Annotated in this window: 18 protein-coding genes; all 18 read left to right on the forward strand. The window is 65.1% G+C overall.

What is annotated here, in order from left to right; translation table 11 throughout:
- Positions 1 to 3: 3 nt before the first annotated feature.
- Positions 4 to 963 (forward strand): VOC family protein, encoded by a 960-nt coding sequence (locus NP503_RS12825; RefSeq protein WP_127266441.1) that lies wholly within the window; start codon positions 4 to 6, stop codon positions 961 to 963.
- Positions 960 to 1,619, forward strand: a complete 660-nt coding sequence (locus NP503_RS12830) for an alpha/beta hydrolase (protein WP_127266440.1) — start codon at positions 960 to 962, stop codon at positions 1,617 to 1,619. The genes NP503_RS12825 and NP503_RS12830 overlap by 4 nt, the downstream gene beginning before the upstream one ends.
- Positions 1,616 to 2,680, forward strand: coding sequence for a maleylacetate reductase (locus NP503_RS12835; protein ID WP_127266439.1), 1,065 nt, complete (start codon positions 1,616 to 1,618; stop codon positions 2,678 to 2,680). The genes NP503_RS12830 and NP503_RS12835 overlap by 4 nt, the downstream gene beginning before the upstream one ends.
- 26 nt (positions 2,681 to 2,706) lie before the next feature.
- The gene (locus NP503_RS12840; protein WP_127266438.1) at positions 2,707 to 3,981 is read left to right on the forward strand and encodes an ABC transporter substrate-binding protein; all 1,275 of its coding nucleotides are present in this window, start codon (positions 2,707 to 2,709) and stop codon (positions 3,979 to 3,981) included.
- A gap of 59 nt (positions 3,982 to 4,040) precedes the next feature.
- Positions 4,041 to 4,757, forward strand: a complete 717-nt coding sequence (locus NP503_RS12845) for an ABC transporter ATP-binding protein (RefSeq protein ID WP_127266437.1) — start codon at positions 4,041 to 4,043, stop codon at positions 4,755 to 4,757.
- Complete coding sequence (locus NP503_RS12850; protein ID WP_127266436.1) at positions 4,757 to 5,458, forward strand: ABC transporter ATP-binding protein; 702 nt, start codon at positions 4,757 to 4,759, stop codon at positions 5,456 to 5,458. The genes NP503_RS12845 and NP503_RS12850 overlap by 1 nt, the downstream gene beginning before the upstream one ends.
- Before the next feature lie 67 nt (positions 5,459 to 5,525).
- Positions 5,526 to 6,389: a branched-chain amino acid ABC transporter permease gene (locus tag NP503_RS12855; protein WP_127266435.1), complete on the forward strand. Its 864-nt coding sequence runs from the start codon at positions 5,526 to 5,528 to the stop codon at positions 6,387 to 6,389.
- An 8-nt stretch (positions 6,390 to 6,397) separates the two neighbouring features.
- Positions 6,398 to 7,447, forward strand: coding sequence for a branched-chain amino acid ABC transporter permease (locus NP503_RS12860; RefSeq protein WP_127266434.1), 1,050 nt, complete (start codon positions 6,398 to 6,400; stop codon positions 7,445 to 7,447).
- Positions 7,447 to 9,201 carry an FAD-dependent monooxygenase gene (locus NP503_RS12865; RefSeq protein WP_127266433.1) on the forward strand — a complete coding sequence of 585 codons (1,755 nt, stop codon included), beginning with the start codon at positions 7,447 to 7,449 and terminating at the stop codon, positions 9,199 to 9,201. The genes NP503_RS12860 and NP503_RS12865 overlap by 1 nt, the downstream gene beginning before the upstream one ends.
- A 10-nt stretch (positions 9,202 to 9,211) precedes the next feature.
- Positions 9,212 to 10,102: an intradiol ring-cleavage dioxygenase gene (locus tag NP503_RS12870; protein ID WP_127266432.1), complete on the forward strand. Its 891-nt coding sequence runs from the start codon at positions 9,212 to 9,214 to the stop codon at positions 10,100 to 10,102.
- Positions 10,102 to 10,920: an SDR family NAD(P)-dependent oxidoreductase gene (locus NP503_RS12875; RefSeq protein ID WP_127266431.1), complete on the forward strand. Its 819-nt coding sequence runs from the start codon at positions 10,102 to 10,104 to the stop codon at positions 10,918 to 10,920. Before NP503_RS12870 ends, NP503_RS12875 begins: the two co-directional genes overlap by 1 nt.
- A gap of 63 nt (positions 10,921 to 10,983) precedes the next feature.
- Positions 10,984 to 12,291: an ABC transporter substrate-binding protein gene (locus NP503_RS12880; RefSeq protein ID WP_127266430.1), complete on the forward strand. Its 1,308-nt coding sequence runs from the start codon at positions 10,984 to 10,986 to the stop codon at positions 12,289 to 12,291.
- A gap of 25 nt (positions 12,292 to 12,316) precedes the next feature.
- On the forward strand, positions 12,317 to 13,045 hold the full coding sequence (locus NP503_RS12885) for an ABC transporter ATP-binding protein (protein ID WP_127266429.1): 729 nt from the start codon (positions 12,317 to 12,319) through the stop codon (positions 13,043 to 13,045).
- On the forward strand, positions 13,042 to 13,770 hold the full coding sequence (locus tag NP503_RS12890; RefSeq protein WP_127266428.1) for an ABC transporter ATP-binding protein: 729 nt from the start codon (positions 13,042 to 13,044) through the stop codon (positions 13,768 to 13,770). The genes NP503_RS12885 and NP503_RS12890 overlap by 4 nt, the downstream gene beginning before the upstream one ends.
- Positions 13,757 to 14,620, forward strand: a complete 864-nt coding sequence (locus NP503_RS12895) for a branched-chain amino acid ABC transporter permease (protein WP_127266427.1) — start codon at positions 13,757 to 13,759, stop codon at positions 14,618 to 14,620. Before NP503_RS12890 ends, NP503_RS12895 begins: the two co-directional genes overlap by 14 nt.
- Complete coding sequence (locus tag NP503_RS12900) at positions 14,617 to 15,642, forward strand: branched-chain amino acid ABC transporter permease (protein WP_127266426.1); 1,026 nt, start codon at positions 14,617 to 14,619, stop codon at positions 15,640 to 15,642. The genes NP503_RS12895 and NP503_RS12900 overlap by 4 nt, the downstream gene beginning before the upstream one ends.
- A 12-nt stretch (positions 15,643 to 15,654) precedes the next feature.
- On the forward strand, positions 15,655 to 16,671 hold the full coding sequence (locus NP503_RS12905) for a zinc-binding dehydrogenase (protein WP_127266425.1): 1,017 nt from the start codon (positions 15,655 to 15,657) through the stop codon (positions 16,669 to 16,671).
- Between the two features lie 27 nt (positions 16,672 to 16,698).
- Complete coding sequence (locus NP503_RS12910; RefSeq protein ID WP_127266424.1) at positions 16,699 to 17,487, forward strand: alpha/beta fold hydrolase; 789 nt, start codon at positions 16,699 to 16,701, stop codon at positions 17,485 to 17,487.
- The last annotated feature ends 5 nt before the right edge of the window (positions 17,488 to 17,492 follow it).

Raw genomic sequence — 17,492 nt, forward strand, 5'->3', positions numbered from 1 at the left:
CCGATGGCACGTGTCAGCGGCTACCACCATTTGACGCTCTCGACGGACAGCGCTCAGGAAGATTTTGATTTCTATACCAAGGCACTGGGCCTGCATTCGGTCAAGCGCACCGTCTTGTTCGACGGCGTCATCCCGGTCTATCACCTCTATTACGGCTCGCCCAACGGCGATGCCTCGACGATCATCACCACCTTCCCGTTCCGCAAGCCAGGCGTCTATGGCCGCCGCGGATCCAACCAGTCGCGTACCATCATGCAGTCGATCCCCAAGGGGGCCGTGGATTTCTGGGTCGACCGGTTGAACGCGCGCGGCATCGAGGCCATCAAGATCACTCGTTTTGGCGCCGACCGTGCGGCTTTCGCACATCCCTGCGGCATCCCGCATGAGCTGGTGGAAAGCGACAGGGATCCACGCGCGCCCATCGCCAACGAAACGCAGGGCATCGGCAAGGCCCACGGCATCAAGGGAATCTACGGCGCCGTGGTGGCGGTGATGGACCGCACCGCCATGGACGACTTCCTGACCATCGCATTGCCGATGGAGAAAGAGGCCGATGACCACGAGGGGCTTGTGTTCCGCGTGCCGGACGCGGCCGGCGTCGCGCAGCGCGTGGAGGTCATTGTCGATCGCGACAGCCCGCAGGGCACCTGGACGCTGGCTGGCGGCACCATCCACCATCTAGCCCTCAACACCGGCGACGAAGAGAACCAGCTGAAACTGCGCGCCCATATAGAGGGCCTCGGCTTCACCGATATATCGGAGCAGAAGGACCGCAACTACTTCAAGTCCTGCTATGTCCGCTCGCCCGGAGGCGCGCTGTTCGAAATTGCCTGGACCACGCCGGAAGGCTGGGCCAAGGATGAGCCTCCGGGCCAGATCGGCAAGACGCTGGTCTTCCCGCCGTGGTTCAAGGACCGCGAGAGCGAATTGCAGGCCGGCCTGGAAGAGGCGGATTTCACGTGAGTTCAGGCAGCGGTCCGCTCCGGCTTGGGCCAAGAGGCCCGGAGGCGAAGGCGATCTGCGTCTTCGTCCACGGCCGCGGCCAATCGCCCGAAGAGATGCAGTCGCATGTGCTGTCGCGGCTTTCCGCGTCCGCCGTGGCCTTCATCCTGCCGCGTGCACCGCACGGCATCTGGTGGGAGGCGCGTGCCGTCGATCCGTTGACGCCGGTCGCCCGCGCGCAGCTTTCGGATGCGCTCGACCACCTTGCGGCCGCAATGGTCGCGGCGCGGGCCGAACTGCCCGGACTGCCGCTTCTTCTCGCGGGCTTCTCGCAAGGGGCGTGTCTCTCGATCGAGTATCTCTGCGCGGGGCTGCCGCCGCCGGACGCTTTGGCGGCCTTCACGGGCTGCCGTGTCGGCGTTCCGGCGGACGAAAGATCCGAGGCGGCGCCGGCCGGAATGCCGATCTATCTTTCCGGTGGCGATGCTGATCCCTGGATTCCGGTCTCGGCGTTTGCCGATGCCGCGCAATCGCTGGGCCGGTTTGGCGCGAGCCTGCGGGCCGATCTGTTCCCGGGCCGCGGCCATGAGGTCTCGGACGCCGAGATCGCCATGCTGGGCACGATCCTCGACGACCTCGCGGCCGGGCGTGGCCCGCGCATGGAGGCGGCGCGATGATGGACAGCTTCACCTTTCCTGGCCTGACGACACGGGTGGTCTTCGGTGCCGGCAGCATGGCTCGCGTCGAAGAGGAAGTCCGGCGGCTCGGCCATGACAAGGTGATGGTGCTGTCGACATCGCATCAGAAGGGCGATGCGGAAAGACTGGCCGCAAGCCTTGGTGGCCTCGCGGCCGGGATCTTTGCCGGCGCGGTCATGCATACCCCTGTCGAGGTCACGGAAAAGGCCGTCGATGCCTTCCGCAGCAGCGGCGCTTCGGCGGTCGTCAGTCTTGGCGGCGGCTCGACCACCGGGCTCGGCAAGGCCATTGCCGTGCGCACCGGCGCCGACCAGGTGGTCATTCCCACCACCTATGCCGGCTCGGAAATGACTGACATCCTCGGCGAGACGGCGGCCGGTGAGAAGACCACCCGCCGCTCGCCGGACATCCGCCCCGAGACGGTGATCTACGACGTCGATCTGACATTGAGTCTGCCGGTAGGTCTCACCGTGACCTCGGCGATGAACGCGATCGCTCATGCGATGGAGGCCTTCTATGCCCCCGATCGCAACCCGGTGATCGTGCTGATGTGCAGGGATGCCATGATTGCCTTCAAGGACGGCATTCCAAGGCTGATCGGCGACCCGCAGGATCGCGCGGCGCGGACGCAGGCGCTCTATGCGGCGTGGTGCTGCTCGACCGCACTCGGCTATGTCTCGATGGCGCTGCATCACAAGCTGGCGCATGTCTTCGGCGGCTCGTTCGATACGCCGCATGCCGAAACCCACGCCATCCTGCTGCCCTACACGACCGCCTTCAACGAAGCGGCAGTGCCCGATCTGCTGCGCCCCATCGCCGAGGCATTCGGCGGCGGCTCGGCGGGCGGCGGGCTCTGGGATTTCGCACAGTCGGTCGGCTCTCCGCTGAGCTTGAAGGCGATCGGCATCGAGGAGACCGATCTCGACCGCGCGGCGGCGATCGCGGTCAAGAATGCCTATGCCAATCCGAGGCCAATCGATCCGGGATCGATAAGGGAACTCCTTCAGGTGGCGTGGGAGGGACGCCGTCCGGGGGCTTGAGAATAAAACAAGAGGGAGGAACTACAGTGATCACAAGACGCAGCCTACTGAAAGCCTCGGCGGCGACAGGCCTGGCGCTGGCCGGTTCGCGCCTGGCGACGCCGGCCATCGCGCAAGGCGCCAAGATCCGCCTGGGCTATGTTTCGCCGCAGACCGGGCCGCTTGCCGGCTTCGCGGAGAGCGATGCCTACAACATCAAGGCCTTCCTCGCTTCCGAGGCGGGCAAGAACTTCGAGGTCATCGTCAAGGACAGCCAGTCGAATCCCAATCGCGCGGCCGAGGTGGCGAAGAGCTTGATCGTCGATGACGAGATCAACCTGATGCTCGTCGGCTCGACACCCGAGAACACCAACCCTGTGGCCACCACCTGCGAGGCGGAGGGCGTGCCGGTCATCTCGACGATGGCGCCGTGGCAGCCCTGGTTCATCGGCCAGCAGGGCAATCCGGCCGATCCGGCCTCGTGGAAGCCTTTCAACTTCGCCTATCATTATTTCTGGGGTCTCGAAGACATCATCGCCGTCTACACCGGCATGTGGAAACAGCTTTCCACCAACGGCAAGGTGGGCGGGCTGTTCCCCAACGATGCCGACGGCAATGCCTGGGGCGACCCGAAGAATGGATTGAAGCCCGGCCTCGATGCCGCCGGCTTCAGCCTTGCCGATCCTGGCCGCTATCAGAACCTTTCGGACGATTTCACCGCGCAGGTCAACGCCTTCAAAGCCGCCAATGCCGAGATCGTTACCGGGGTGGTCATTCCCCCCGACTTCACCACCTTCTGGAACCAGGCCCGCCAGCAGGGCTTCAACCCCAAGGCGGTGACGGTCGCCAAGGCGATCCTTTTTCCGCAATCGGTCGAGACGCTCGGCGATGCTGGCCACAACCTCTCGTCCGAGGTCTGGTGGTCGGCCTCGCATCCGTTCAAATCGTCGCTGACGGGCGAGAGTTCGGCCGAACTCGCTGCGGATTTCACCGCCAAGACCGGCCGTCCCTGGACCCAGCCGATCGGTTTTGTCCATTCGCTGTTCGAGGTGGCGGCCAATGTCATGGGCCGCGTGTCGGATCCAACCAATGCCGAGGCGATCGCGGCGGCGATAGCGGCCACCGACATGACGACGGTGGTGGGCAAAGTGGCCTGGAGCGGTGCGGGATTGCCACCTTTCGCCGCGAAGAACGTCTGCAAGACACCGCTCGTTGGCGGGCAGTGGCGCAAGAAGGCCGGTGGCGGCTTCGATCTGGTGATCGTCGAAAACGCCGGCGCCTCCGAGATACCCACCGCCGGCAAGATGGAAGCCCTGGCCTGACGCTGCCGAGGGCGGCTGATACCGCCGCCCTCGTTCGGCGCGACCCAAGGATGATAGTGATGATACTCAGGCTGGAAAACGTTTCGAAGTCCTTCGGCGCCCTGAAGGTTGCGGATTCCGTGACCGTCAGCGTGCCGCGCGGCGAAGCGCTGGGCATTATCGGCCCGAACGGCGCGGGAAAATCGACGCTCTTCAACCTGATCACCGGCAATCTGTTTGCCAATGAGGGGCGCATCGAATTGCTCGGCCGCGACGTGACCCGTGCTCCGGCGATGGAGCGGGTGCGCATGGGCGTTGGCCGCAGCTTCCAGATTCCGCAGCCTTTCGAGGGGCTGACCGTGTTCGAAAATCTCTTGACCGCTGCCGCTTTCGGCCGCGGCGGACGCGAGGCCGAGATGGTCGACGATTGCGCTGGTATCCTCGAGGAGACGGAGCTTCTCAGGAAGGCCAATTTCGTGGCCGGCTCGCTGAGCCTTCTCGACCGCAAGCGCCTCGAACTCGCCCGCGCCCTGGCGACAGGCCCTGAGCTTCTGCTTCTGGACGAGATCGCCGGCGGTCTGACGGAGGGCGAATGCAAGGCCCTGGTCGCGACGATCAAGGCGATCCACGCCAGGGGCACGACAATCATCTGGATCGAGCATGTGCTGCACGCCCTGAATTCGGTGGTAGAGCGGCTTCTCGTGCTGGATTTCGGGCGTGTGATCGGGATCGGTGCGCCTGATGAGATCATGGCCTCGAAGGCGGTTCGCGAAATCTATCTGGGGCTCGAGGTCTGATGCTGGAAACGCGTGGCCTCACCGCGAATTACGGCCAGTTCCGGGCGCTGTTCGGTGTGGATATCAGCGTGGCCGCGGGCGAATGCGTGGCGATTATCGGCGCCAATGGCGCCGGAAAATCCACGCTGATGCGCTCGATCACGGGCGTGATCGGCAACGAGCCCGGTATGGTGCTGCACAGAGGCGAGTCGATCGGCGCGCTGTCGTCGGCCGAGATCATGAAGCGCGGTATCGCCATGGTGCCGGAGGGGCGCCGACTGTTCCCTTCGCTGACTGTCGAGGAAAACCTGCTGGTCGGCGGGCAGGCGCGCAAGGTGCCGGGGCCGTGGAACCTCGACGCGGTCTATGATCTTTTTCCGATCCTGCGCGAGCGGCGCAAGAGCCCCGGCACAGCGCTCTCGGGCGGCCAGCAGCAGATGGTGGCGATCGGCCGGGCGCTGATGTCGAACCCCGAATTGCTGCTCTGCGACGAGATCAGCCTCGGCCTCGCGCCCGTCGTCATCCGCGACATCTACGCAGCCCTTCCCAGGATCCGCGAAGGCGGCGCCGCGATCGTGCTGGTGGAGCAGGATATCGGCAAGGCGCTGGCGGTCGCCGACCGTGTCTACTGCATGATGGAGGGCCGCGTCACGCTGGCCGCCAGGGCGGCCGAGGTCAAGCGCGAAGACATCCATTCTGCCTATTTCGGAGTGGCGGCATGATCCGGAAACCGAGGCTCCGTCATCTGCTCGCGCAGCGCTCTTGTGGCCTGATCGAGGTGGCGCGGCGATGATCTGGCTGGACACCCTCGTGCAGGGGATTCTGCTGGGCGGGCTCTATGCCCTATTTGCAGCGGGATTGAGCCTCGTCTTCGGCATCATGCGGCTGGTGAATCTCGCCCATGGCGACCTCATCATCCTTGCCGCCTATCTGGTTTTGATGGGCGTCACGCTGCTCGGCCTGTCGCCCTGGATCGCTGCCCTGGTCGCCATGCCGGCGATGTTCGCGCTCGGCTGGCTGCTGCAGGCCGCCGTGCTGAACCGCGTGCTGGGCAAGGACATCCTGCCGCCGCTTTTGGTCACCTTCGGCCTGTCGGTCGCCCTGCAGAACGGCCTGCTCGAGGCCTTCTCCGCCGACAGCCGCCGTATTCCGGTGGGCGCGTTGGAAGGGGCATCGCTCGATCTCGGGCTGGTCACGGTGGGGATCATGCCGCTGATGACCTTTGCCTCGGCGATCGTGATGATCATTGCCCTGAACGGGCTCTTTTACCACACCGCGCTCGGCCGTGCCTTCCGCGCCACCTCGGACGACGCCGTGACGGCGGGGCTGATGGGGATAGAACCGAAGCGGATTTTCGCGATCGCCACCGGGATCGCCATGGTCGTGGTGACGCTGGCGGCCCTCTATCTCGGCATGCGGGCAAACTTCGATCCTTCGATCGGGCCGGCGCGGCTGATCTATGCCTTCGAGGCGGTGATCATCGGCGGCCTCGGCAGCCTATGGGGAACGCTCGCGGGCGGGATCATCATCGGCGTGGCGCAGACGTTTGGTGCCGCGCTCAATCCGGAATGGCAGATCCTGGCCGGCCACATCGCCTTCCTGGCCGTGATGCTGCTCAAACCGCGCGGGCTTTTTCCGCGCGCAGTGGATTGAGGGGCGGCATGTATCGACTGACAACCCGCACCCGCGCCGGAACCGTAACCGCGATCACGGTGCCGATCGTCATCGTCGCCGCGCTCGCGCTGCCTGCCGTGGCCTCGCGGGGCGTCATACAGGATCTGTTCTTCATCCTCACCATGCTGACGCTGGCGCAGATATGGAACCTTCTGGCGGGCTATGGCGGCCTGGTCTCGGTGGGTCAGCAGGCCTTCGTCGGCATCGGCGCCTACGCGATGTTCGCCGGCGTGATCCTGCTTGGCTGGAATCCGGTCCTGGCGATCCCACTGGGGGGGCTTGCGGCGCTGGTGCTGGCGGTTCCGACGGCCTTCTTCGCATTCCGTTTGCAGGGCGCCTATTTCGCCATCGGCACCTGGGTAATCGCTGAAGTGACGCGCCTGCTGGTCGCGCAGTGGAAGGCGCTCGGCGGCGGCACCGGCACTTCGCTGCCGCGCGAGGCGACGAGCAGCATCCTGGGCACCGATGCGATCAGGGCGCTGTTCGGCGTCCGCGAGGCCGCGGCACGCGACGTCCTGGCCTACTGGCTGGCCTTGGCGCTGGTCGTGGCGGTGACCGGCGGCATCTATTGGCTGCTGCGCAATCGCCTCGGGCTGGCGCTGGCGGCGGTGCGCGACAATGTCGACGCGGCGCAATCGGTCGGCGTCGATACCGGCCGGCTCAGATGGGCGGTCTTTCTGATCGCCGCGGCCGCCACCGGGCTGATCGGCGCGCTGATCTTTCTGCAGACGGCCCGCATCTCGCCGGGAGCGGCCTTTGCCGTCACCGACTGGACCGCCAACGTCATCTTCATAGTCGTCATCGGCGGCATCGGCACCATCGAGGGGCCGATCCTCGGTGTGCTGGTCTTCTTTGCGCTGCGCTCGGCGTTGGCCGACTACGGCAGCTGGTACTTGATGACGCTCGGCCTCATCGCCGTCGTCGTAATGCTTTTTGCACCAAAGGGGCTGTGGGGCCTGATCGCGTCCCGCAAGGGCCTGCACCTGTTTCCGGTTCGCCGCAGGCTGACCGGTCCGAAGATCGAGGGAGGAATTTGATGGCGGATATCGAAACCGACGTGCTGATCGTCGGCACTGGCCCGGCCGGCTCGGCCACCGCCGCGCTGCTGTCCAGCTACGGCGTCGCCAACATGATCGTCAATCGCTATCGCTGGTTGTCGAACACGCCGCGTGCCCACATCACCAACCAGCGCACGATGGAAGTGCTGCGCGACCTTGGGCCGGAGGTAGAGGCCGAGGCCATGATGCACGCCTCCCCGCAGGAGCTGATGGGCGAGAACGTGTTCTGCGAAAGCCTGGCCGGCGAGGAGATCGGCCGCATGAAGAGCTGGGGCGTCCATCCGCTCTCCAAGGCCGAACATCTCCTGTCGTCTCCCTGCTTCATGAACGATCTGCCGCAGACCTTCATGGAGCCGATCCTGTTCAAGTCGGCCTGCGCCCGCGGCACGCAGGCCCGCATGAGCACGGAATATGTCAGCCATGTCCAGGATGCGGACGGCGTGACCACGACCTGCCACGATCGGCTGTCGGGCAAGGATTTCACCGTGCGGTCGAAGTTCCTCGTCGGCGCCGACGGCGGCAACTCGCTGGTGGCCGAGCATCTGGGCCTGCCGCTCGAGGGCAAGATGGGCGTTGGCGGCTCGATGAACATCCTGTTCAGGGCTGATCTCTCGAAATATGTCGCCCACCGGCCGAGCGTCCTCTACTGGGTCATGCAGCCCGGCGCCGACGTCGGCGGCATCGGCATGGGTCTCGTGCGCATGGTGCGGCCGTGGGACGAATGGCTGATCGTCTGGGGCTACGACATCAACCAGCCGCCGCCTGAAGTGACGCCGGAACTGGCCACCAGCGTCGCGCGTCAACTGGTCGGAGATCCCGCGCTCGAGATCGAGCTCCTGGGCGCCAACACCTGGACCGTGAACAACTGCTTCGCCACGCACATGCAGAAGGGGCGGGTGTTCATCATGGGCGATGCCGCGCACCGGCATCCGCCCTCGAACGGGCTCGGCTCGAACACATCGATCCAGGACGGGTTCAACCTCGCCTGGAAGCTTGCCAAGGTCGTCAAGGGGCAGGCGGGGGTCGGGCTTCTGGACAGCTTCTCGGCCGAGCGCGCACCGATCGCGCGCCAGATCGTGACACGGGCGAACCAGTCCATCGCCGAATTCGGACCGATCTTCGAGGCGCTCGGCATGGACGGCGGCGTGGATCACGACAAGATCCACAGGAACATGGAGGCTCGCGCCGATGCGACGCCCGTCGCCGAAGCGCAGCGCGAGGCGCTCCGCAAGGCCATCGCCTTCAAGAAGTACGAGTTCGACGCCCATGGCGTCGAGATGAACCAGCGCTATGCCTCCGGCGCGGTGGTGACCGACGGCCAGCGCGAGCCGCCTTTCGAGAAGGATCGCGAGCTGCATTATGCGCCGACAACGTGGCCCGGTGCGCGCTTGCCGCATGTCTGGGTCTTCGAGCGCTCCGGCAGGAAAGTCTCGACGCTCGATCTTTGCGGGCATGGCGAGTTCACGCTGTTGACCGGCATTGGCGGCGAGGCGTGGGTCGCAGCGGCGGAGACGGTGGGCGCGGAACTCGGTCTGCCGATCCGCAGCCATGTGATCGGCCCGCGTCGCGCGATCGAGGATCATACCGGCGACTGGGCCGGCGCGCGGGAGATCCGCGACAACGGCTGCCTGATCGTTCGTCCCGACCATCATGTTGCCTGGCGTTCCGAAACGCTGGCGGCCGATCCGGCGGCCGAACTGCGCCGGGTCTTCAAATCCGTTCTGGCGCGCTGAGGAGGATCGCATGATCGACGAACACGAATCCGGCTATTTCACCGAAGCGAACTCGGCCGAGGTCGTGGTGGCGCGGAACAGGAACGCCAAGGACGAGCGACTCAAAGAGGTGATGGAGGTCATCACCCGCAAGCTGCACGAGGCGGTGAAGGAGATCGAGCCGACACAGGAGGAATGGTTCGGCGCGATCATGTTCCTGACGCGGACAGGCCAGATCTGCAACGAGTGGCGGCAGGAATACATCCTGCTGTCGGATGTTCTCGGTGTCTCGATGCTGGTCGATGCGATCAACAACCGCAAGCCGTCGGGCGCCTCGGAATCGACGGTGCTGGGACCCTTCCACGTCGCCGATGCGCCCGAACTGCCGATGGGCTCGAACATCTGCCTCGACCAGAAGGGCGAGCCCATGTTCGTGCATGGCCGCATCCTCGATACCGAGGGCAAGCCGATCGCAGGCGCCAAGATCGACGTCTGGCAGGCCAATGACGAGGGCTTCTACGACGTGCAGCAGAAGGGCATCCAACCCGACTTCAACCTGCGCGGCGTCTTCCGCACCGGCGCGGACGGGCGCTACTGGTTCCGCGGCGTGAAGCCCAAATACTACCCGATCCCGGATGATGGCCCGGTCGGCAAGCTGCTGGGCGCCCTGGGGCGTCACCCCAATCGTCCGGCGCATCTCCACTACATCGTCGAGGCCGAGGGCTTCGAAGCGCTGACCACGCACATCTTCGACCCGGACGACCCGTACATCGATTCAGATGCCGTCTTCGGCGTGAAGAAGAGCCTGCTCGCCGAATTCCGCAAGATCGAGGACGCCGAAGCTGCCGCCAGGGTCGAGGTTGCGGCCCCGTTCTACGACGTGGAGTTCGATTTCGTGCTGTCGCACAAGGGAGGAAACTGATGGCCGCACTTGAAAAGATGTTCGATGTCAGAGGCAAGTCGGTGATCGTCACCGGGGGCGCCAGCGGCATCGGGCAGGCCTATGCCGAGATCATGGCCGAGCACGGGGCGAAGGTCTGTATCTTCGACCTGAACCCTGCCGGGCTTGACACGACCGTGGCCGCGATCAGGGCGGTGGGTGGCGATGTCTGGGGCCAGGTTGTCAATGTCGGCGACCGCGCGGCCATGGCCGCAGCCTTCGACAAGGTCGCCGGGAAGGCGGGCTCGATCGATGTCGTGTTCGCCAATGCCGGGATCGATGCCGGGCCGGGCTTCAACACCCCGACGGGCGAAAGGAACCCCGAGGGCGCCATCGAGAACCTGCCCGACGAGCACTGGGACAAGGTGATGGAGATCAACCTGACCTCGGTCTACACCACGATCAAGCATGCCGTCCGGCACATGAAGCCGAATGGCGGCGGCCAGATCATCGTCACGTCGTCCATTGCATCGCTGATCAACGAGAGCATCGTGGGCACGCCCTACATGCCCGCCAAGGCCGCGGTGAACCATCTCGTTCGCCACATGGCGATGGAGCTTGGCGCCTACAACATCCGCATCAATGCCATCCTGCCCGGACCGTTCATCACCAACATCGCCGGCGGCCGGCTGCGCAATCCGGCGGACCGCAAGGCCTTCGAGGCCCAGTCGCTGCTCGGTCGGATCGGCGACCCGGAAGAGATCAAGGGCCTGGCGCTTTATCTGGCGTCGCCGGCCGCGTCTTACGTCACGGGCTCGCTGATCGTAATCGATGGCGGCTCACTGCTGAGGATGACCTGAAGCCGCTTTGAACTGAGACCGGTCCCGTGGGCCGGAGAAACTTAACCCAGGGAGGAACCGACGATGAGCTACTACAACAGACTGGTGAAATCGGGCTTGCGGCCCAGCCGCCGAAGCGTCCTGAAGGGGATTGGAGCCGGCCTTGCCGCCAGCACGCTTGGCATGCCGGCCTATGTGCGCGCCGCGACGGCGGGAAAGATCAAGCTCGGCTATCTCAGCCCGACGACCGGACCGCTCGCCCTGTTTGGTGAAACGGATGGCTACACCTTGCAGAAGATCCGCGCCCTGCTCGGCGGCCAACTGCAATGCGCCGACGGCAATACCTACGAAATCGAGATTCTTGACCGCGACAGCCAGTCCAATCCGAACAAGGCATCGGAAATCGCCGGCAATCTGATCCTGAACGACGAGGTGCATCTGCTCGTGCCGGCCTCGACCACCGACACGATCCTGCCCGCGGCCGAGCAGGCCGAGCTTTATGAAACGCCCTGCATTTCCTCGGGCGCTCCCTGGCAAGCGGTGATCATGCCGCGCGGCGGCGGCAAGCAGACCTTCGACTGGACCTATCATTTCTTCTGGGGCCTCGACGAGGCGTTGAACACCTTCGTCGGGCTCTGGAACCATCTGGAGACCAACAAGAAGGTCGGGATGCTGTTCCCCCAGAACATCGACGGCGAGACCTGGGGCAACGACGAATATGGCTTGCCAGCGCCGACCCGCAAGGCCGGCTACGAGGTCGTGGTGCCCGGCTATTTCCAGCCCCGCACCAATGATTTTTCCGCACAGATAGCCGAGTTCAAGAAGCAGGGCTGCGAGATCATCGGCGGCATTACCTATCCCGACGATCTGAAGACCTTCGTCACCCAGTGCAACCAGCAGGGCTTCAAGCCGAAGGCGGTCACGGTGGCGGCGGCGCTCTTGTTCCCGGGTGGCGTCGAGGCCATGGGTCCTCTAGGCAACGGCATGTCCTCGGAGGTCTGGTGGACCCCGGCCTTCCCGTTCAAGTCGTCGCTGACCGGCCAGGTCAGCAGCGACATCGCCAGCCAATGGGAAGCCGATACGAAGCGCCAGTGGACGCAGCCGCTGGGCTATTCGCATGCCTTGCTCGAGGTCGCCCTCGACATACTGAAGCGCTCTTCCAATCCGCTCGACCGTGCGGCCAATCGTGACGCTCTGGTCGCTACCGATCTGCAGACGCTGGTCGGTCATATCAAGTTCGACGGCTCACCCCACAAGAACATCTGCAAGACGCCGATCTTCGGCGGCCAGTGGGTGAAGGGCGAGAAATGGCCTTATGACCTGAAGATCGTCGACAACACTGTCAATCAGCTCTTCGCGCCGCAGCAGGCTATCCAGCCGATCGCCTGGTGACATGAGCGGGAACGCGGGCAGAGTTATGGGTAGGGAAATCCTGCTGAAAGCGCACGGCGTGTCGAAGTCCTTCGGCGCTGTCCGCGTCCTGCATGAGGTGAGCTTCGACGTGCATCGGGGCGAGGTGCTGGGCATCCTCGGCCCGAATGGGGCGGGCAAAACGACGCTGTTCAACATGATCAGCGGCGATTTGAAGACGTCCGGCGGCGAGATCCAGCTCGGCGACACCGCGCTTCGCGGCGAGCCGCCCTTCCGGCGCTGCCAGATGGGGATCGGGCGGACCTATCAGATCCCGCGTCCCTATTCCGGCATGACCACCTTCGAAAACCTGCTGGTCGCCGCCGCTTTCGGCGGCGGCCGGTCCGAGAAGCAGAGCTATGCTTTCTGCGCCCAGGTCCTGCGCGATTGCGAGCTCTCCGACAAGGCCAATGTCTCGGCCGGCGCGCTCACTCTGCTCGATCGCAAGCGGCTGGAGCTGGCGCGCGCGCTGGCGTCGGATCCGAAGCTGCTGCTGTTGGACGAGATCGCGGGCGGGCTGACCGACGATGAATCGAAGGCGCTGGTGGCGCTGGTGCGCCGCATACGCGACCGCGGCATCACCATTGTGTGGATCGAGCATGTGCTGCACGCGCTGCTGGCGGTGGCCGACCGGCTGTTGGTGCTGAACTTCGGCGAGAAGATCGCCGAAGGCGTGCCAGCCGAAGTGATTGCGCTGCCCGAGGTCCAGCGCGTCTACATGGGGATCGAGGCATGACGGCCGTTCTTTCCACCCACGGCCTGTTGGCCCGCTATGGCGATTTCCAGGCGCTCTACGGCGTCGACATCGAGCTGCACCAGGGTGAGGCCGTGGCCTTGATCGGCGCTAACGGGGCAGGAAAATCCACACTCCTGCGTTCGATCATGGGCTTGCTCCCGGTTGCGCGCGAGATGGTGCTGCTGCACGGCGAGGCCGTTGGCGGCACCACCACCGACCGCATGGTCCAGAAGGGTGTCGCCATCGTGCCGGAGGGCCGTCGGCTCTTCACCGGCATGTCGGTCGAGGACAATCTGCGCGTCGCCATCGACCAGGCCGCGCGCATGGGCGCTAAGGGCGGATGGACGTTGCCGCGGTTGCACCTGCTGTTCCCGATCCTAAAGGAGAAGGCCCGCACGCAGGTCCAGAGCCTCTCGGGCGGACAGCAACAGATGGTGGCGATCGGCCGCGCGCTGCTCTGCCAGCCGCGCGTGCTGCTCTGCGACGAGATCAGCCTTGGTCTTGCGCCGAAGGTGATCCGCGAGATCTATGCCGCCTTGCCCGAAATCCGCGCCACCGGAACGGCGATGATCGTGGTCGAGCAGGATGTCGGCCTCGCCCGAACCGCTACGGACCGCCTCTACTGCATGCTGGAGGGGCGCGTGACCCTGACCGGCAGGTCCGCCGAGATCACGCGTGAGCAGATCGGCAAAGCCTATTTTGGAGCAGGCCATGGAGTGGTTTGACGCCTTGGTGCAGGGAGTCCTGCTGGGCGGCATGTATGCCCAGTATGCGCTCGGCATGGCGCTGATGTTCGGCGTCATGCGGATCGTCAACATCAGCCATGGCGATCTGGTGATCCTTTTGTCGCTGATAGGCATTTCGATAGCCACGGCCTGGGGTCTGGGACCGCTGCCTGTGCTGATCTTACTGGTGCCGCTCGCGGTGCTGATGGGCTGGGTGCTGCAGAAGGCCGTGCTGAACCGCGTGGTGGGCAGCGATCCGCTGCCCTCGCTGATCGCCACCTTCGGACTTTCGATCGCGCTGCAGAACCTGATGCTGCAGATATGGTCCGCGAACAGCCGATCGTTGCCCGGCCATGGAATAGAGAGTCAATCCATCGAGATCGGCGGTATCTATGTCGGCCTCCTGCCGCTGATCGTGCTGGCCGTCGCCACGGGGTTGACAGGAGGCCTCGACCTGACGCTGAAGCGCACGCGCTTTGGCCGGGCGCTCCGCGCCGCGTCGGCCGATGTCGAGGCAGCGGCGATGACCGGCATCAATCCGCGCGCCGTCTATGCTATGGCGACAGCGGCAGCGGTCGGCATCCTCGGCTTTGCAGCCGTCTTCCAGGCGTTGCGGTCGACCGTCGCGCCGGCCGACGGACCTGCCCAGCTGATCTACGCCTTCGAAGCGGTGATCATCGGCGGCATGGGGACGGTATGGGGCGCCTTCGCCGGCTCGATGGTCCTCGGCATCTCGCAGGCCATCGGCTTCCGCATCGATCCGGGCTTCGGCGTGCTCGCCGGACATATCGTCTTCCTGATCGTGCTGGCGACCCGCCCGCAGGGCCTGTTCGGAAAGGCATTGTCATGAGTGCGATCCCCTATGTGGCAACCGAGGTGCCTGAGGTCCTGGTCCAGCGCCAGACCCGGTCCGGTCGCATCGCGATGACGCTGGCTGTGCTGGCGCTGATCGGTGTCGCCGCCATGCCATGGTGGGCCTCGACCGGCACGATCCGGTCGATTCTGGTGCTGTGCTGCTACATCGCCGTCGCTCAGATGTGGAACCTGCTCGCCGGCTATGCCGGCCTCGTCTCGGTGGGTCAGCATGCCTTCATGGGAGCGGCCGGCTATGCGCTCTTCGTGTTGGCCCAGACTTACGGCATCAATCCGTTTGTGGCGGTCTTCCTTTCGCTGCTGGTGCCGGCCGCGCTGGCCGTGCCGATCTACCTGCTGCTGCATCGCCTGGATGGCCCCTATTTTTCGATCGGCACATGGGTGGTGGCCGAGGTCTTCCGGCTGACCGCCTCGAACCTGCCGCTCGTCAATTCCGGCGCGGGCATGTCGCTTCGCGTGATGAAGGACTATTCGGCCTTCGAGCGGAATGTCGCCATGTCGCTGCTCTGCGCGGGGATGCTGCTCGTCACGCTGGGCGGCAGCTACTGGCTGCTTCGCTCGCGCTTCGGCCTTGCGCTGATCGCCATGCGCGACAATCCGGTCGCGGCCGCAAGCCAGGGCGTGAATGTCGTCAAGCTGCGCTTCCTGATCTACGTCGCGTCGGCGGTCGGCTGCGGTCTTGCCGGGGCGATCTATTTCATGGCGCAGCTCCGCATCACCCCGGGTTCGGCCTTCGATCCGATGTGGGCCAACGTCGCGATCTTCATCGTCATGGTCGGCGGAATCGGCTCCATCGAGGGCGTTCTGATCGGATCCCTGATTTTCTTCATCGCGGACCGCTGGTTCGGCGAATACGGCGCGACTTATTTCGTTGTCCTCGGCCTGATGACGCTTCTGGTCGCGCTCTACGCCCGGACGGGCATCTGGGGCCTGATCTCGAAACGGTGGGATGCACCATGGTTCCCGATCCGACGCAAGCTCGTCGACCCGAACCGCTGACGAGGAGGATTCATGAAAGCCGCCATCTTCGATAGGGTCGGCGTCCCGCTGCGGATCGGCACGGTGCCGGACCCGACGCCGGCACCGGGCGAGGTCGTCTTGCGTGTCGCCGCCTGCGGCATCTGCGGCAGCGATCTGCATATCACCGAGGACCCCGTGCCTTTCGGCATCGAGGCAGGCTTCGTGCTCGGCCATGAATTCTCTGGGGACATCGTCGCGGTCGGATCGGAGGCAACAGGCCTTCGGATCGGTGACCGTGTCGCCGTCGCGCCGATGCGCGGTTGCGGACACTGCGAAGCCTGCGAGCGCGGCGATCCGGCGCGCTGTCGCGAGATGGAGCTGATCGGCGGCGGCTATGCGCAATACGCGACCGTGGCCGCACGCCAGTGTCATATCCTGCCCGGCGATGTGGCGCTCGAGGATGGTGCGTTGGCCGAGCCACTGTCGGTCGCTCTGCATTGCATCGTCCGCTCGGGCATGAAGCCGGGGGATCGGGTCGCCATCCTGGGCGCTGGGCCGATCGGACTGCTCGTCGCCTTCTGGGCGCGGCGGATGGGGGCGTCGCGTGTCGTGGTGGCCGACATCCACGGCCATCAGCGCGAGCGTGCGCTTGCTCTCGGCGCGACCGGCTTCGCGCTTTCGGGCGAAAAGCTGACCGAAAACCTCGCCGATCTCTGTGGCGGAGCGCCAGACATTGTCTTCGAATGCGTCGGCAAGCGCGGCCTCATCGGCGCGGCGGTCGAAGCGGTGCGGCTGCAGGGCACGGTGGTTGGCGTCGGCTTGTGTATCGGCGGCGACGAATGGGATCCGTTCATTGCGCTGACCAAGGAAGTGAACCTGCTGTTCTCGGTCTTCTTCCATCAGCACAACGAATTCGGCGTCGCCCTCGATGCGCTGCGCGGCGGACCTTTCGCACCGCAAGCTCTGGTCACCGACCGGATCGACCTCTCGCCAGTTCCGCAGATATTCGAGAGCCTTCGCCGCCGCACCACGCAATGCAAAGTGCTGATCCAGCCGGACCTTGTTTGAGGCCGCACCTGTTTGAGGAGAGTGAAAATGGCCGTTCAATTCGAAACCCTCGAATACGATATCGGCGGCACGGAAACGGTGGTGAAGGCCATCGGTAGAGGCAAGCCCGTGCTGTTCCTGCACGGCGCCTCGACGCTTGAAGGCTTCGACTTCGCGGAGGGCCTCGCCGACCGCTTCCGCGTGCTCTGCCCGAGCCATCCGGGCTTCGGCTTTTCTGGCCCGGCGCCGCATGTCGCTGCGATGTCCGACATGGTTCTGCACTACCTGAACCTGCTCGATGTTCTGAACCTGCCGGAGAAGCCTCATCTCATCGGCTTTTCCATGGGCGGCTGGATGGCGACCGAGCTCGCCGGCCTTGCGCGGGAGCGTTTCGACAAGGTGGTGCTGATCGCGCCGGCAGGGCTCAACGACCCCGCGCATCCGGCCACCGATCTGGGCGCGGTCGCGCCGCAGGAGCTGCCGGCCTATCTGGCGCATGACGTCTCGGTGGCGCTGCGCTATTTCCCGGACGGCTCAGACCCCGCCTTTGCCGAGGCCTTCGGCGCCGACCGCGTCCGCGAAGGCGACACGCTCGGCCGGCTACTGATGCCATTCGGCATGGGCCATCCGAACCTGCGGCGCTTCCTGGCGCGCATCACCAACCCGACGCTGGTCGTCTGGGGCACCAAGGACCGTCTGCTGCCGGCGAGCCAGGCGCCGCTCTTCGTCGAGGCGCTGCCCGATGCACGGCTGATCCTGGTCGAGGATGCCGGTCATTTCGTCATGCAGGAAAAATCCGAAACGCTCAGGAAGATCGGCGACTTCCTCGCCGGCTGACCGCA

Origin of the sequence: Mesorhizobium sp. SEMIA396 (assembly GCF_024518615.1) — a bacterium.
Taxonomy (GTDB): Bacteria; Pseudomonadota; Alphaproteobacteria; order Rhizobiales; family Rhizobiaceae; genus Mesorhizobium.

What these genes read in the sequence shown, in the direction of transcription:
- NP503_RS12900 (WP_127266426.1), top strand. Translation starts at nt 14,617, where the DNA reads ATGAGTGCGATCCCCTATGTGGCAACCGAGGTGCCTGAGGTCCTGGTC.
- NP503_RS12910 (WP_127266424.1), top strand. Translation starts at nt 16,699, where the DNA reads ATGGCCGTTCAATTCGAAACCCTCGAATACGATATCGGCGGCACGGAA.
- NP503_RS12825 (WP_127266441.1), top strand. Translation starts at nt 4, where the DNA reads ATGGCACGTGTCAGCGGCTACCACCATTTGACGCTCTCGACGGACAGC.
- NP503_RS12890 (WP_127266428.1), top strand. Translation starts at nt 13,042, where the DNA reads ATGACGGCCGTTCTTTCCACCCACGGCCTGTTGGCCCGCTATGGCGAT.
- NP503_RS12855 (WP_127266435.1), top strand. Translation starts at nt 5,526, where the DNA reads ATGATCTGGCTGGACACCCTCGTGCAGGGGATTCTGCTGGGCGGGCTC.
- NP503_RS12885 (WP_127266429.1), top strand. Translation starts at nt 12,317, where the DNA reads ATGGGTAGGGAAATCCTGCTGAAAGCGCACGGCGTGTCGAAGTCCTTC.
- NP503_RS12865 (WP_127266433.1), top strand. Translation starts at nt 7,447, where the DNA reads ATGGCGGATATCGAAACCGACGTGCTGATCGTCGGCACTGGCCCGGCC.
- NP503_RS12860 (WP_127266434.1), top strand. Translation starts at nt 6,398, where the DNA reads ATGTATCGACTGACAACCCGCACCCGCGCCGGAACCGTAACCGCGATC.
- NP503_RS12850 (WP_127266436.1), top strand. Translation starts at nt 4,757, where the DNA reads ATGCTGGAAACGCGTGGCCTCACCGCGAATTACGGCCAGTTCCGGGCG.
- NP503_RS12845 (WP_127266437.1), top strand. Translation starts at nt 4,041, where the DNA reads ATGATACTCAGGCTGGAAAACGTTTCGAAGTCCTTCGGCGCCCTGAAG.
- NP503_RS12880 (WP_127266430.1), top strand. Translation starts at nt 10,984, where the DNA reads ATGAGCTACTACAACAGACTGGTGAAATCGGGCTTGCGGCCCAGCCGC.
- NP503_RS12905 (WP_127266425.1), top strand. Translation starts at nt 15,655, where the DNA reads ATGAAAGCCGCCATCTTCGATAGGGTCGGCGTCCCGCTGCGGATCGGC.
- NP503_RS12835 (WP_127266439.1), top strand. Translation starts at nt 1,616, where the DNA reads ATGATGGACAGCTTCACCTTTCCTGGCCTGACGACACGGGTGGTCTTC.
- NP503_RS12875 (WP_127266431.1), top strand. Translation starts at nt 10,102, where the DNA reads ATGGCCGCACTTGAAAAGATGTTCGATGTCAGAGGCAAGTCGGTGATC.
- NP503_RS12870 (WP_127266432.1), top strand. Translation starts at nt 9,212, where the DNA reads ATGATCGACGAACACGAATCCGGCTATTTCACCGAAGCGAACTCGGCC.
- NP503_RS12895 (WP_127266427.1), top strand. Translation starts at nt 13,757, where the DNA reads ATGGAGTGGTTTGACGCCTTGGTGCAGGGAGTCCTGCTGGGCGGCATG.